The following is a 13,998-nucleotide window of genomic DNA, read 5'->3' as shown; positions in this document are numbered from 1 at the left end:
TGCTCGCCGATATGCGGCGAGCGGTGGTGCCTGCAATTCGCGGGATCTTGCGCTCCCGCACGCCGGGTGCGCCGGGCCGGGGACCCGCTCCCACAGGAAACGACCGCCCCTCAGCGTCGCGGCAGGTACTGCAGCGGGTCGACCGGCTTGCCGTTGTAGCGGGCGGACGGGCGCTGCTCGCGATCCGCAGGATCGCGCGCCCGTGAGCGCCCGGCGCGCTGCGCCGGGCCGGGGATCCGCTCCCACAGGAAACGACCGCCCCTCAGCGGCGCGGCAGGTACTGCAGCGGGTCGACCGGCTTGCCGTTGTAGCGGGCGAGCGGGCGCCGCCGGCGATCCGCAGGATCGCGCGCCCGCGAGCGCCCGGCGCGCTGCGCCGGGCCGGGGATCCGCTCCCACAGGAAACGACCGCCCCTCAGCGTCGCGGCAGGTATTGCAGCGGGTCGACCGGCTTGCCGTTGTAGCGGATCTCGAAATGCAGCATTTCCCGCGCGGTGCCGGTGCTGCCCATCTCGGCGATCTGCTCGCCGGCCTTGACCCGTGCGCCTTCGTTCACCAGCCGGGTCCGGTTGTGGCCGTAGGCCGAGAGCCACTGCTCGTCGTGCTTCACGATCACCAGTTCGCCGTAGCCCACCAGTCCGGAACCCGAATACACCACCACGCCATCGGCGGCCGAGCGCACCGCCTGCCCGCCCTTGCCGGCGATGTCGATGCCCTGCCGGGTCGGGTCGCCGTCGGCGTAGCGGTTGATGATCTGGCCGTCGGTGGGCCAGCGCCAGGCGATGCTGCTGCGCACCGGCGGCGGCGTGGTCGGCTGCGGCGGGGTCTGGGTCGGCCGCACCACCGGCGGACGCCGGGTGCCGGCGGACGGCGCGGTGGTCGTGCGCGCGGCCTGGGCGCCCGAGCGCGGATACAGCCACAGACGTTGCCCCGGGTAGATCGTGTACGGCGCCGAGATCCCGTTCCACAGCGCCAGGTCCATCGGGCTGATGCCGTTGCTCACCGCCAGCCGGTAGAGGGTGTCGCCGCGCTTGACCACCACGCTGGCACCTGGCTTGGGCGTGGAGGTTTTCGGCGTGCCGGCGGTACCCGGCGCGCGCACCACCGTGCTGCTGCTGCATGCGGCGACAAGCAGCGCGCACAGCAGCGCCAGCGCAGCGGCGGGAATTCGCGATGGGGTCGTCATCTTCCGTATCGTCCTTCGGTCCGGCGGAACGGTGGCGGCGCGGCCATCATCCCGCAAGGCGCTTGAACAGTTCCTGCGCAACCAGTCCGCTGCCGCCGATCAGTACGCTGAAATAGACCACGGTACCGATGTTGGCCAGGTGACCGAGCAGCACCGCGCCTCCGTCGCGCTGGATGAAGCCGATCGCATAGGCCAGCAGCGCGATGGCGGGGATGGTGTTGCTGAAAGGCACGAAGCCAAAGGGCGCCATCAACAGCAGGGCTGCGGCGATGAAAGCCAGATTGTTGAGCAGGTCCTGGGCGCGCCCGTCGACGAGCATCGGCAGCCGGTGCGGGCGGCTGAGCCGCTCCAGCCGCGTCACCCAGCGCAGGCCGCCGACGAGGCCAGGCCGCAGCCGGTCCGACGGCAGCCGCCGCTCGCGCACGCGGCGCGGCACCCACAGCTGGCGCCCGAGCACCCGACTCACGCCCACCAGCAGGATCGCCGCGCCGAACACCGTGCTCACGCCCGGAATCGACACCGGGATCAGGAACACCAGCGTCAGCAGGATCGTGAGCAGCAGCAGGCCTTCGTCGCCAAACAGGTCGAGCAGCTCGCCCAGGCTCACATGGTCGGGCGGCATGCGCGCGATCATGCCCTCGATCTGCGTGCCGAGGCTTTGCTCGTCCGCCTCGCGGGCGGCCTGCTCCTCCATGGACACGGCTCAGCCCAGGGTGCCGGACAGCAGCGGCACGAACACCACCTGGCCCAGCTCCCGGCGCAGCAGCGAGCCGTCGGCCTGCCGGCGCAGCATGAGCAGCTGCTGTGCGTTGGCCGCGCCGACCGGGGCGACCAGTACGCCGCCCGGCGCGAGCTGCTCGGTCAGCGCATCGACCAGCGCCGCGGCACCGGCAGTGACCAGGATGCCGTCGTAGGGGCCGTTCTCGGCCCAGCCGGCGCGACCATCGTCGTGCTTGCTGCGCACGTTGAGCCCCAGCGAGCGGAAGCGCTTGCGCGCCACCCGCAGCAGGTCGCCGATGCGTTCGACCGTGTGCACCTCCAGCCCCAGCGCGGCCAGCACGGCGGCCTGGTAGCCCGAACCGGTCCCGACCTCGAGAACGCGCCGCGGCTGGTGACCGTCCTCGAACAGCGCCTCGGTCATGCGCGCGACCACCCACGGCTGCGAGATGGTCTGGCCATGGCCGATGGGCAGCGCGGTGTCCTCGTAGGCGCGCGTGGCCAGCGCCTCGTCCACGAACAGGTGGCGCGGCACGGTGCGGATCGCGTTGAGCACGCGCTCGTCGCGGATGCCGTTGGCGCGCAGTCGCTCGATCAGGCGGTCGCGCACGCGCTGCGAGGTCATGCCCACGCCGAGTGCCTCGGGCTGCAGGCGCAGTCGCGGCGTCATCACGGCCGCGGCTCCTTCAGTTCCGCCGCGAGGCTGCCGACCCAGCTCGCCACCTGCTCCAGCGCCTGGTAGCGGGTCAGGTCGACGTGGATCGGGGTGATCGAGATGTGGCCGAAGCGGACGGCGTGGAAGTCGGTGCCGGGGCCCGCGTCCATCTCCGGCCCGGCGGCGCCGATCCACCACCAGGTACGGCCGCGCGGGTCCTCCTGCTTCGTGCAGGGCTCGGCGCGATGGCGGTTGCCCAGGCGCGTGACCTCGAAGCCGGCGATCTCGCTCCAGGCGCGGTCGGGCACGTTGACGTTGAGGATGGTGTCGGCCGGCAGCGGATCGGCCTTCAGGCGCTCGACGATCTCCACGGCGGCGCGCGCCGCGGTCTCGTAGTGGCGGCCGTCGTGGTTGACCGTGGCCAGCGACATCGCGATCGCCGGCAGGCCCAGGAACCGGCCTTCCATCGCCGCGGCGACGGTGCCCGAGTAGATCACGTCGTCGCCGAGGTTGGCGGTGTTGTTGATGCCCGAGACGACGATGTCGGGTTCGACGTCGAACATGCCGGTGATCGCCACGTGCACGCAGTCGGTCGGCGTGCCGTAGACGCGCCACACCGACTCCTCGAGCTGCTGCACGCGCAGCGGCATGTCCAGGGTCAGGGAATTGCTGGCGCCGGAGCGGTCCCGGTCCGGCGCGACGATCAGGACCTCGTGACCCGCATCGCGCAGGCCCTGCGCGAGGATGCGGATGCCCGGTGCGTCGACGCCATCATCGTTGCTGACCAGTACTCGCATGAAACCCCGGATCCACCCCTGTCGCGACGCGTATGCAGCGATGATACCGGATGCGCGCCCCGCGATGCCGGACGCTCAGCCCGGAAACGGCATACTTGGCCGATGAGCCACGACCGCAAGCCGCCCGACGAGGACGACGCCGCGCTGTTCCGCAGCGCGATCGGGCCCGTGCGCGAGCTGCCGCCGGCCGATGCGCCCCCGCAGCGCCCGAAACCGCGTCCCGGCACCCGCATGGGCGACCTGGACGAGGCCGACGCCAGGGACGAATTCCGGCGCATGCTCGGGCCGGACACCATCGAAGCCGGCGATACGCTGCGCCATCGCCGCGACGAGGTGCCCGTGCGCGTGCTCAAGCGGCTCGCACAGGGGCAGTACGCCGCGCAGGACGAACTGGACCTCCACCACGCCACGGCGGCGGGCGCGGAGGCGCTGCTGCGCAGCTTCCTGCTCGACGCGCGCGACCGCGGCGCGCACTGCGTGCGCGTGATCCACGGCAAGGGCCTGGGATCGGGCGGCGTGCCGGTGCTCAAAAACCTCGTCGATCGGCTCCTGCGCCAGCGGAGCGACGTGCTGGCATTCCATTCCGCACCCGCCTCGCAAGGCGGAACGGGTGCGGTGCTGGTATTGCTCAGGCCGCGCTAGGGCCGGGATGCTTTGGGTGCCGGTAGCCCACGGCGCCTCCCTGCGGTCAATCGACCCGCCGCTGCGGAGGATTGACCCAATGGACCTGCATGTATCGCCGTCCTGCCAATCGCTCGACGCGCGAAACATAGACCGCGTCGGCGACCAGGGTTCCCGGTTGCGGTTGCACGACCGGGCGCCGTGCGATTCCGGAGCTGCTGGCGCAGGCGGCCAATCCCGCCAGCAGGACGGTTGCGGTAACGACACGAAGGGCTGCGTTCATGGCTGCGCTCCTGTTGCCGCGTCGGCACGACCACGCGCCGCGCGGTCCACAGATATACGCCCGGCGCACGCCCGCGCCAGTGTCCGATCCGTCAATCCGACGAATGGTCGCCGGACGCCGCATCCTCGATCGTGCCAAGTTCGGCCAGCACGCTGGTCGCATACGCGCCCGGCGGAAGGGAGAATGCCAGGCGCAGCGCGTCGTCGGTGAGCCATTGCCATGCCAGGCCGTCCGCACGCATGCGCGTCGCGCGCCGTTCCTGGCGCAGTCCGGCCGCCTCGAGTCCGTGGCGCAGACGCAGCGCGACCGGCTCATCAAGCACCGCATTCTCCACGGCCAATGCGGCGCCCTGGCTGCGTCGTTCGCCCCGGCCCCACAGCGGCGCCGTGGGATGGATGTCGAAGGCCGCCAGGCGCGCCGCCAGCTCCTCGTCGAACGGTTGCGGGCCAAACACGCTGCGGCTGCCGTCCAGCATCCAGACCTCGCCGTCGAGGCCGCGGTCCCAGCTGCCCGCCGCGACGCGCGCCGCCAGTACCCGGTTGAACAGTTCCGAACGGGCTGCCGACAGCAGCATCGAGCGTTCCTCGCGACGCACGCGCCGGCCGGAAAACATCGCCAGCGCCTTGCCGACGTTGCCGCCGCCGTGGCCGAAGCGCTGTCCCCCGAATCCGTTCGGCACGCCACGCGCGTGGATCGCGCGCAGTCGCGCCTCGATGGCTTCGCGTTCTCCGCGCACCGCGCGCAGCACCAGGACGAAACGGTTGCCCGCCAGCGCGCCGCGCGGCAGCTTGCGCGCGTGGCGGGTCGCGTCGAGCACCCGCAGCGCCTCGCCGGAACCGGCGTCCTCGAAGGCGAGCAGGTCCGGCGGCGGCGCCTCCCGCCCGGGCAGCTGCACCGTGAAGCGCTGGCGCGTGAGCGCGTGGCGGTCCTTGATCCCGGCATAGCCGACGGCCGCCTCCGGCACGCCCGCCCACTGCGCGATCCTGCGCGCCACGAAGGCGGTGTTGAGCGCGCGCTTCTCGACGGTCAGCAGCAGGTGTTCTCCGGCGCCGCTGGCCTGGAATGCGTCGATCTCCTCGACGACGAAATCCTCGGGCGCCTGGCGGATGCCCGCATGCAGCACGGGGGCGCCGTGGGCCCGCAGGCGTGCAGCCGCGGCCTCGCTCATGCGCGCACGAGCAGGCAGGTCGCCATCGCGGCGATGCCCTCGCCGCGCCCGGTGAAGCCCATGCGTTCGCTGGTCGTCGCCTTGACGCTGATGTCGTCCATGCCGATGCCGAGTTCGTCGGCGATCAGCGCGCGCATGGCCGGCGCATGCGGCCCGACCCTGGGACGTTCGCAGACCACGGTGACGTCGGCATTGCCCACGCGCCAGCCGCGCTCGCGCAGCAGCTCATTGCAGTGGCGCAGGAATACGCGGCTGTCGGCTCCCTTCCAGCGCGGGTCGGAAGGCGGGAAGTGGATTCCGATGTCGCCCAGCGCCAGCGCGCCGAGCATGGCGTCGCACAGCGCGTGCAGCACCACGTCGCCATCGCTGTGCGCGAGCACGCCGCGTTCGTGCGGCACGCGCACGCCACCGATCATCACGTGGTCGCCGTCGCCGAAGGCATGGACGTCGTAACCCTGGCCGATCCTCATGTTCACGGCAGGAACAGCTCCACGATCCGGTTCATGTCGACATGGCGGATGAGGCCGGAGGCCTCGGCGGCCACGCGCGGGTCTGCGAACAGTCCCTCGCCGGCCAACTCGCCAACGCGACGGAACGCGTTTCCGACGGCCTGGTCGGCACTGCCGTCGCGGAACGCCCGGCGCGCCGGCTCGGCGCAGTCCTCCGCCAGCAGCCGCTCCATGACGGCGCCCATGCCGCGGTTGGCCTCCTCGCGCTGTGCGCCGGTCGGCTGGGGCAGGTCCTGCAGTTCCGGATGCAGCGAGATCGCGGAGAACATCCAGCGCACCAGGGCGCGCCGGTCGTCGGCCGTCGTCGCCTCCACCACGCAGGCCTCGAGGTCGCCCACGCCCTCCTGCGCCGCGGCCGGGTGGGCCGCCGTCGCGATCATCGCGAACAACGCCGCTGCCGCCAATCGCCTCATCCGTTCTCTCCGTGCAGGGTCCGCCGGGCGAGCAGGAATTCGAAGCGCGCCAGGTCGCTGGTGGTGGTGATCTTGAAGTTGTCCTCGTCGCCCTCGACCAGCAGCGGACGCATGCCCTGGCGCTCCATCGCCATGGCCTCGTCGGTGACTTCGACGCCGGCCTCGCGCGCCGCTTCCAGCGCGCGGGTCAGCTGCAGGCGCCGGAACAGCTGCGGGGTCAGCGCGCGCCAGAGCCGCTCGCGCGGTTCGGTGCCATCGATGCCGCCGTCGTCGCCGGCGCGCTTGAGCGTGTCGCGCACGGGCGCGGCGAGGATGGCCCCGACCGGGTCGCCACGGCCGCGCTCCAGCAGCGCGCCCAGGTCCGCGTGGCCGAGGTTGGGCCTGGCCGCATCGTGCACCAGCACGAAATCGTCCGCCCTCACCTGCTCCGGCAGCGCGCCCAGCGCGGCCAACACCGAACCGGCGCGGCTGTCCGCGCCGTCCACGCGCAGCAACGGCTTGCCGTCCATCGAGCTCCAGCCCGGCCACCATGCGTCATCGGCGGCCAGCGCCACGACCGCGCCGCACACGGCCGGATGCGACAGCAGCGCGTGCAGCGCATGCGCGATCAGCGGGCGACCGGCGACGTCCACGTACTGCTTGGGCATCGCACCGCCAAAGCGCTGGCCGCGACCCGCGGCCGGCACGATCGCCCAGACCTGCGCGGCATGCGCGCCCGCCACCAGGCTGCCGGGACTCATGGCGCCTCTCCCTGCTCCGCTTCGGGCGGCGGAGCGGGCGCGGTGCGCGCGTCGTCGACCACGCGGTAGAAAGTCTCGCCCGGTCGGATCATGCCCAGCTCGTTGCGCGCCCGCTCCTCGATCGCCGCCTCTCCCGACTTGAGGTCGGCCACCTCGGCCGCCAATGCGGCGTTGCGCTGGCCCAGGCCCTCGTTCTGGCGCCCCTGTTCCTGCACGCGCGCGTCCAGGACCTCGACGGCCTGCCGCCCGCCGTTACCGAACCACAGCCGGTACTGCAGGAGTCCCAGCAGCGCCACCAGCGCCAGCAGCAGCAACCGCAACCAGCGCATGGCGGCGATCCGTCAGCGCTTGAGCGAGACGAAGGCGTCGCGGCCGGCGTACTTCGCCGAAGCGCCGAGCTGTTCCTCGATGCGCAGCAGCTGGTTGTACTTGGCCACGCGGTCGCTGCGGCACAGCGAGCCGGTCTTGATCTGGGTCGCGGTGGTGGCCACGGCGATGTCCGAGATCGTAGTGTCCTCGGTCTCGCCCGAACGGTGCGAGACGATCGCCGCGTAGCCCGCGGCATCGGCCATGGCGATGGCCTCCAGGGTCTCGGTCAGGGTGCCGATCTGGTTGACCTTGATCAGGATCGCGTTGGCAGTGCCGCTGTCGATGCCCTCCCTGAAGATCTTCGGATTGGTCACGAACAGGTCGTCGCCGACCAGCTGCACCTTGTTGCCCACGCGCTCGGTCAGCTGCTTCCAGCCGGCCCAGTCGTCCTCGGCCATGCCGTCCTCGATGGTGACGATCGGGTACTGCGCGGCCCAGTCGGCGAGGAAATCGACGAACTGCTCGCTGGTCAGGCGCTTGTTCTCGCCGACCAGGTTGTACTTGCCGTTGTCGTGGAACTCGCTCGAGGCCACGTCCAGGCCCAGCAGCACGTCGTCGCCGGCGCTGTAGCCGGCCTTGCCGATCGCTTCGAGGATGGTGTCGAGCGCTTCGACATTGCTGCGGAAATCAGGGGCGAAACCGCCCTCGTCGCCCACCGCGGTGGACAGGCCGTGGCCCTTGAGCACCGACTTGAGCGCGTGGAAGATCTCGGTGCCGCAGCGCAGCGCCTCGGAGAACGAGGACGCGCCGACCGGCAGCACCATGAACTCCTGGAAGTCGACATTGTTGTCGGCGTGGGCGCCGCCATTGATGATGTTCATCATCGGCACCGGCAGCACCGGCGCGCGGCCGCCGGCCAGGTGCTGCCACAGCGGCAGCTTCTTCGACGCGGCCACCGCGTGGGCGTTGGCCAGCGACACCGCCAGCAGCGCATTGGCGCCGAGGCGGCCCTTGTTCTCGGTGCCGTCGAGGTCGATCAGGCGCTTGTCGAGGCCGGCCTGGTCGGCGGCATCGAAGCCCTTGAGCGTCTCGGCGATGGCGCCGTTGACGTTGGCCACGGCCTTCTGCACGCCCTTGCCGAGATAGCGCGTCTTGTCGCCGTCGCGCAGTTCCACCGCTTCCTTGGCGCCAGTGGAGGCGCCCGAGGGCACGGCGGCGCGACCGAAGGATCCGTCGGCGAGCGTGATTTCGGCTTCGAGGGTGGGGTTACCGCGGGAGTCGAGGATTTCGCGTGCGTGGATCTTGGCGATAGCGGTCATTGAGGCCTCTGTAGGGATGCAAGTCTTCGAACTTCGGAAAGCATGGACTGACCTGCGGGCGACGCCGGGTCCGGAATTGCAGTGGAGCCCCAATGGACCCGCCAACGCCGGTCAGCCAAGGGCTCCAGGAACAGCAGGTGGAGACGTCCGACAAATGCGCGGGAAAGAATACGATCTTGGCCGCAAGCGATCTCGTAAACCACCCCATCGGCATTCGGCGTAACCCGTTCGACCGGCATATGGACTTCGACCGCAGTTCCTTCGACTGCCACCTCGCCACGTACCGTCTCAGTCACGCGGAACGACGATTCTACAGACAGCGAGCCATCAGCTCCGCGCGATTCGGAGACAGACGTCAGCTCAGCCACCACGATCGCTTCGTTACCCTCGTAAGTTTCTTCTGTCGACCAACCCGGCACGCTCGTGCAGGCCGCTGCCGGCTGCGAGCAGACGAGACAGGCCGCCAGCAAGGGCAAGGCCGATCTAATCATCAACAGGTTTCCATCCGCAGAAACACCATGCCTCCTGCACTCGGCCACGGTAGGACAGGCGATCGGGCCCAAGGCCCGTTGGATGCGGACCTCGCCACCCGCATCGCTTCACGCCTTGGCTTCCTTGAGCAGCTTGCCGCCGGCCCTACGCTCGCGCGCGGCGCGCACGAAGCCGACGAACAGCGGATGGCCGTTGCGCGGGGTGGACAGGAACTCCGGATGCGCCTGGCAGGCGATGAACCAGGGGTGCCCGGGCAGCTCCACCATCTCCACCAGCAGGTCGTCCATCGACTTGGCCGAGATCACCAGCCCGGCATCCTCGAGCTGGGTGCGATAGCGGTTGTTGAACTCGTAGCGGTGGCGGTGGCGCTCGCCGACCACGTCCTTGCCGTACAGCTCGCGCGCCCTGGTCCCCGGCTTGATGCGCTGCTCCTGCAGGCCCAGGCGCATGGTGCCGCCGAGGTCGGAGCGCTCGTCGCGGCGCTCGACCTCGCCAGTGCTGGTGCGCCACTCGGTGATCAGGCCGATCACCGGATGCGGACTCTGGCGGTCGTTCTCGGTGCTGTTGGCGCCTTCCAGGCCGGCCACGTGGCGGGCGAAATCCACCACCGCCGCCTGCATGCCATAGCAGATGCCGAAATACGGCAGGCCCTGCTCGCGCGCGTGGCGAGCCGCCAGCACCTTGCCCTCGAAGCCGCGGTCGCCGAAGCCGCCCGGCACCAGCACGCCATCGACGCCATGCAGGGTCTTGTCGGCCCCGTCGCGTTCGATGTCCTGCGATTCGATCCAGCGCAGGTTGACGCGGGTGCGCTGGCGGATGCCGCCGTGCTTGAGCGCCTCGCCCACCGACTTGTAGGCGTCCTTGTGGTCGACGTACTTGCCGACCACGGCGATGGTGACCTCGTCGATCGGATGTTCGGCCGCATCCACCACCGCCAGCCACTCGGACAGGTCGGCCTGCGCGGCCGCCTTGCCGTCCAGGCGCAGGCGATCGACCACCAGCGCGTCCAGGCCCTGCGCGTGCAGCCACATCGGGATCTTGTGGATGTTGTCCAGGTCGATCGCCGAGATCACCGCCTTTTCCGGCACGTTGGTGAACGAGGCGATCTTGCGCCGCTCGCCGTCGGGCAGCGGCTGCTCGCTGCGGCAGACCAGCACGTCGGGCTGGATGCCGATCGAGCGCAGTTCCTTGACCGAATGCTGGGTCGGCTTGGTCTTGAGCTCGCCGGCCGCGGCGATGTACGGCACCAGGGTCAGGTGCATGAACAGCGCCTTGTCCGGGCCGCGGTCGGTACGGATCTGGCGGATCGCCTCCAGGAAGGGCAGCGATTCGATGTCGCCCACGGTGCCGCCGATCTCGACCAGGGCCACGTCGAAGCCCTGGGTGGCGGCGTCGATGCAGCGCTTGATCTCGTCGGTGATGTGGGGGATCACCTGCACGGTGGCGCCCAGGTAGTCGCCGCGGCGCTCCTTGCGGATCACCGACTCGTAGATCTTGCCGGTGGTGATGGAATTCCTGCCGCCCAGGCGGACGTTGATGAAGCGCTCGTAGTGGCCGAGGTCCAGGTCGGTCTCGGCCCCGTCGTCGGTGACGTACACCTCGCCGTGCTGGAACGGGCTCATCGTGCCCGGGTCGACGTTGATGTACGGGTCCAGCTTCATCATCGTCACCTTCAGGCCCCGGGCCTCGAGGATCGCGGCCAGGGAGGCGGCGGCGATGCCCTTGCCGAGCGAGGACACGACCCCGCCGGTGACGAAGACGAGCGGGGTGAAGGAACTGGGGGAAGTCATGGGGAGTGGGCACCCGCTGGAAAGCCCCATTCTACAGGCTCGGCGCGCCCGCCGCCCCCTTGACTCCGGCCCCGGCGGGCCACCCACCCCGCAGCGGAACCGCCCAAGCGGCCTAGTTGCGCGAGGTGAGGGTGCCGCAGACCGCCTCTATCGCCCGACGCCAGCGCGCCGGCAGGGCCGGGCTGGCCTCCGGTCCGGTCCCGCCGGCCACACGGAAGGGACTCGCGATCCAGTGCGGGCAGCGGGGTCGACCAGGCAGCCGCCTGGGCGGCTGCCCACCTGCCGCACGGACGACGGTGTTCCGGCGCAGCGCGCTGCCGGCGGCGTGGAAGATGGCCACGCTGCCGCGGCGCCGATAACTGCCGGACGCCCGTGCCGGTTCCGCCGGACGTGGGCCGGATGGCCGCCCATGAACACCCCGTAAAAGCGTTCGATGCACCGCCGGTCGCGCAGTCGGCGGCCTTGGCTCTCGCCGCGGATGCTCGTACCGGCCGGTCGAGCCCGGCCGCGCCCGTGGCAGGCGGAACAGGGCCGCGCGCCCGATGGGGCGGGCGCCATCGGGTTCGTCGCAGCCTCCGCGACGGCGTCCCGCCAGCCTTGACCACCCCCGCCCCGCCCCCCATCCTGCGCGCCTCCGCAGTCCGCCCCCGCCCCCGATGAATTCCCGCTACAACGCCGCCGACATCGAAGTCCTGTCCGGCCTGGATCCGGTCAAGCGCCGCCCCGGCATGTACACCGATACCACCCGCCCCAACCATCTGGCGCAGGAGGTGATCGACAACGCGGTGGACGAGGCGCTGGCCGGGCATGCGCGGGAAATCGCGGTGACGATCTACAAGGACGGGAGCTGCGAGGTGTCCGACGACGGCCGCGGCATGCCGGTGGACATCCATCCCGAGGAGAAGATCCCCGGCGTCGAACTGATCCTGACCCGCCTGCACGCGGGCGGCAAGTTCAGCAACAAGAACTACACCTTCTCCGGCGGCCTGCACGGCGTGGGCGTGAGCGTGGTCAACGCGCTCTCGACCCTGGTCGAGGTGCACATCAAGCGCGAGGGCCAGGAGCATCGCATCACCTTCCGCGACGGCGACCGCGCCACGCCGCTGGAAGTGGTCGGTACCGTCGGCAGGAAGAACACCGGCACGCGCGTGCGCTTCTGGCCGGACCCGAAGTACTTCGACAGCCCGAAGTTCAGCGTGCGCGCCCTGCGCCACCTGCTGCGGGCCAAGGCCGTGCTCTGCCCGGGCCTGACCGTGACCCTGTTTGACGAGGCCACCGGCGAGAACGACCGCTGGTTCTTCGAAGACGGCCTGCGCGACTACCTCAGGGGCGAGCTGGCCGGCCGCGAACTGCTGCCGCCGGAGCTGTTCGTCGGCGCGCTGCGCAAGGACACCGAGACGGTCGACTGGGCGGTGGCCTGGGTGCCGGAGGGCGACCTGGTGCAGGAAAGCTACGTCAACCTGATCCCCACCGCGCAGCACGGCACCCATGTCAACGGCCTGCGCACCGGCTTCACCGACGCGCTGCGCGAGTTCTGCGACTTCCGCAACCTGCTGCCGCGCGGCGTCAAGCTGGCGCCGGAGGACGTGTGGGACCGCGTGTCGTTCGTGCTGTCGCTGAAGATGACCGATCCGCAGTTCAGCGGCCAGACCAAGGAGCGCCTGTCCTCGCGCCAGGCCGCGGGCTTCGTCGAGGGCGCCGCCCACGACGCCTTCAGCCTGTGGCTCAACCAGCACGTGGAGCTGGGCGAGCGCATCGCCCAGCTGGCGATCGAACGCGCCAGCGCGCGGCTCAAGACCGAAAAGCAGATCGTCCGCAAGAAGGTCACGCAGGGTCCGGCCCTGCCAGGCAAGCTGGCCGACTGCATCAGCCAGGATCTCTCGCGCACCGAACTGTTCCTGGTGGAGGGCGATTCGGCAGGCGGCAGCGCCAAGCAGGCGCGCGACAAGGACTTCCAGGCGATCCTGCCGCTGCGCGGCAAGATCCTCAACACCTGGGAAGTGGCCTCGGGCGGCGTGCTCGCCTCGCAGGAAGTGCACGACCTGGCCGTGGCCATCGGCTGCGACCCGGGCAAGGACGACATCACCGGGCTGCGCTACGGCAAGGTGGTCATCCTGGCCGACGCGGACTCCGACGGCCTGCACATCGCCACCCTGCTCTCGGCGCTGTTCCTCAGGCACTTCCCGGCCCTGGTGCGCGCCGGCCATATCTTCGTGGCGATGCCGCCGCTGTTCCGCGTGGACGTGGGCAAGCAGGTGTTCTACGCGCTGGACGAGGAGGAAAAGCGCCTGCTGCTGGAGAAGATCGAGCGCGAGAGGCTCAAGGGCCAGGTCAATGTCACCCGCTTCAAGGGCCTGGGCGAGATGAATCCCTCGCAGCTGCGCGAATCCACCATCCACCCCGACACCCGCCGCCTGGTGCAGCTGACCATCGACGATGACGTCGAGACCAGCGGGCTGATGGACATGCTGCTGGCCAAGAAGCGCGCCTCGGACCGGAAGGCGTGGCTGGAGCAGAAGGGCGACCTGGCGACGCTGGAAGTCTGACCCCGACGCGTCATTGGCCTAGGCCGTGGCGACGGGCTCATTGGCTTCGCGACGGAATGTTCTGGGTGGCGCGGCTGGAACAGAGGGGAGGTCCGGCGACGCTGGAGGTCTGACCCCGGATCTTCACCGGCGTTGGTCGGGGCGACAGCCCCGTGGCGTCCGAACGGAGTAGTCCAGGCAGCGCGTCTTCGGAGGGGCCGCGCCTGCCTCGGGCCGTCCGCCTTGACTCGCCGCCTTGCTTCGCGCGCCCAAGTTATGCCCGTCGGCCGCTTCGCCGTCGCTTGTCCAGCCGTGCGGCTCGCCGACGCAACCGGATGAGCAGATCACGACCCGCCTGGAGAACACCTGGACAACTGTCACCTCGAGCGGTGCGGGAAATCCAGCCAGGTTTTCCGAGGCTCCTCACCGCGTCCGGCATGACAATGGCGCGCAGTCGAGTCCTTCCCTGTCCCGA

At 70.4% G+C, this 13,998-nt stretch carries 15 protein-coding genes; 2 read left to right on the top strand and 13 right to left on the bottom strand.

Features of this window, described 5'->3' with window-relative positions:
• Positions 1-414: 414 nt before the first annotated feature.
• The 4 genes from ACFQ2D_RS00380 to surE are packed head-to-tail and all read right to left on the bottom strand — an operon-like array spanning position 415 to position 3,354.
• Positions 415-1,185, bottom strand: a complete 771-nt coding sequence (locus ACFQ2D_RS00380) for a peptidoglycan DD-metalloendopeptidase family protein (protein ID WP_280941206.1) — start codon at positions 1,183-1,185, stop codon at positions 415-417.
• A 46-nt stretch (positions 1,186-1,231) separates the two neighbouring features.
• Positions 1,232-1,879: an exopolysaccharide biosynthesis protein gene (locus tag ACFQ2D_RS00375; RefSeq protein WP_280941207.1), complete on the bottom strand. Its 648-nt coding sequence runs from the start codon at positions 1,877-1,879 to the stop codon at positions 1,232-1,234.
• A 9-nt stretch (positions 1,880-1,888) separates the two neighbouring features.
• Positions 1,889-2,572 carry a protein-L-isoaspartate(D-aspartate) O-methyltransferase gene (locus ACFQ2D_RS00370; protein ID WP_280941208.1) on the bottom strand — a complete coding sequence of 228 codons (684 nt, stop codon included), beginning with the start codon at positions 2,570-2,572 and terminating at the stop codon, positions 1,889-1,891.
• Positions 2,572-3,354: a 5'/3'-nucleotidase SurE gene (gene surE / locus ACFQ2D_RS00365; protein WP_280941209.1), complete on the bottom strand. Its 783-nt coding sequence runs from the start codon at positions 3,352-3,354 to the stop codon at positions 2,572-2,574. Before surE ends, ACFQ2D_RS00370 begins: the two co-directional genes overlap by 1 nt.
• Positions 3,355-3,456: 102 nt before the next feature.
• Between surE and ACFQ2D_RS00360 the strand changes: the two genes are divergently transcribed.
• Positions 3,457-3,996 carry a Smr/MutS family protein gene (locus ACFQ2D_RS00360; RefSeq protein ID WP_280941210.1) on the top strand — a complete coding sequence of 180 codons (540 nt, stop codon included), beginning with the start codon at positions 3,457-3,459 and terminating at the stop codon, positions 3,994-3,996.
• A gap of 46 nt (positions 3,997-4,042) precedes the next feature.
• Here ACFQ2D_RS00360 and ACFQ2D_RS00355 read toward each other — a convergent pair whose 3' ends face one another.
• The 9 genes from ACFQ2D_RS00355 to ACFQ2D_RS00315 all read right to left on the bottom strand — a co-directional run bounded on the left by ACFQ2D_RS00355 (position 4,043) and on the right by ACFQ2D_RS00315 (position 10,998).
• Positions 4,043-4,258 carry a hypothetical protein gene (locus ACFQ2D_RS00355; RefSeq protein ID WP_280941211.1) on the bottom strand — a complete coding sequence of 72 codons (216 nt, stop codon included), beginning with the start codon at positions 4,256-4,258 and terminating at the stop codon, positions 4,043-4,045.
• Between the two features lie 91 nt (positions 4,259-4,349).
• Entirely contained in the window at positions 4,350-5,426 is a 1,077-nt protein-coding gene (gene truD / locus ACFQ2D_RS00350; protein ID WP_280941212.1) for a tRNA pseudouridine(13) synthase TruD, read from the bottom strand.
• Complete coding sequence (gene ispF, locus ACFQ2D_RS00345; RefSeq protein ID WP_280941275.1) at positions 5,423-5,896, bottom strand: 2-C-methyl-D-erythritol 2,4-cyclodiphosphate synthase; 474 nt, start codon at positions 5,894-5,896, stop codon at positions 5,423-5,425. The genes truD and ispF overlap by 4 nt, the downstream gene beginning before the upstream one ends.
• A 2-nt stretch (positions 5,897-5,898) precedes the next feature.
• Positions 5,899-6,348, bottom strand: a complete 450-nt coding sequence (locus ACFQ2D_RS00340) for a hypothetical protein (protein WP_280941213.1) — start codon at positions 6,346-6,348, stop codon at positions 5,899-5,901.
• The gene (gene ispD, locus ACFQ2D_RS00335; protein ID WP_280941214.1) at positions 6,345-7,088 is read right to left on the bottom strand and encodes a 2-C-methyl-D-erythritol 4-phosphate cytidylyltransferase; all 744 of its coding nucleotides are present in this window, start codon (positions 7,086-7,088) and stop codon (positions 6,345-6,347) included. Before ispD ends, ACFQ2D_RS00340 begins: the two co-directional genes overlap by 4 nt.
• Positions 7,085-7,417, bottom strand: a complete 333-nt coding sequence (ftsB, locus tag ACFQ2D_RS00330; RefSeq protein WP_280941215.1) for a cell division protein FtsB — start codon at positions 7,415-7,417, stop codon at positions 7,085-7,087. The genes ispD and ftsB overlap by 4 nt, the downstream gene beginning before the upstream one ends.
• A 12-nt stretch (positions 7,418-7,429) precedes the next feature.
• Positions 7,430-8,716, bottom strand: a complete 1,287-nt coding sequence (eno, locus tag ACFQ2D_RS00325; protein ID WP_280941216.1) for a phosphopyruvate hydratase — start codon at positions 8,714-8,716, stop codon at positions 7,430-7,432.
• Complete coding sequence (locus tag ACFQ2D_RS00320) at positions 8,713-9,207, bottom strand: hypothetical protein (protein ID WP_280941217.1); 495 nt, start codon at positions 9,205-9,207, stop codon at positions 8,713-8,715. The genes eno and ACFQ2D_RS00320 overlap by 4 nt, the downstream gene beginning before the upstream one ends.
• Before the next feature lie 108 nt (positions 9,208-9,315).
• Entirely contained in the window at positions 9,316-10,998 is a 1,683-nt protein-coding gene (locus ACFQ2D_RS00315; RefSeq protein WP_280941218.1) for a CTP synthase, read from the bottom strand.
• A 656-nt stretch (positions 10,999-11,654) separates the two neighbouring features.
• On the opposite strand from ACFQ2D_RS00315, the gene parE reads away from it, so the two are divergent.
• On the top strand, positions 11,655-13,544 hold the full coding sequence (gene parE / locus ACFQ2D_RS00310; RefSeq protein ID WP_280941219.1) for a DNA topoisomerase IV subunit B: 1,890 nt from the start codon (positions 11,655-11,657) through the stop codon (positions 13,542-13,544).
• Positions 13,545-13,998 lie beyond the last annotated feature (454 nt).

The sequence above is a fragment of the Luteimonas composti genome, from assembly GCF_042678665.1.
Classification (GTDB): domain Bacteria; phylum Pseudomonadota; class Gammaproteobacteria; order Xanthomonadales; family Xanthomonadaceae; genus Luteimonas; species Luteimonas composti.
This window is presented reverse-complemented; position numbering and strand designations above follow the sequence as displayed.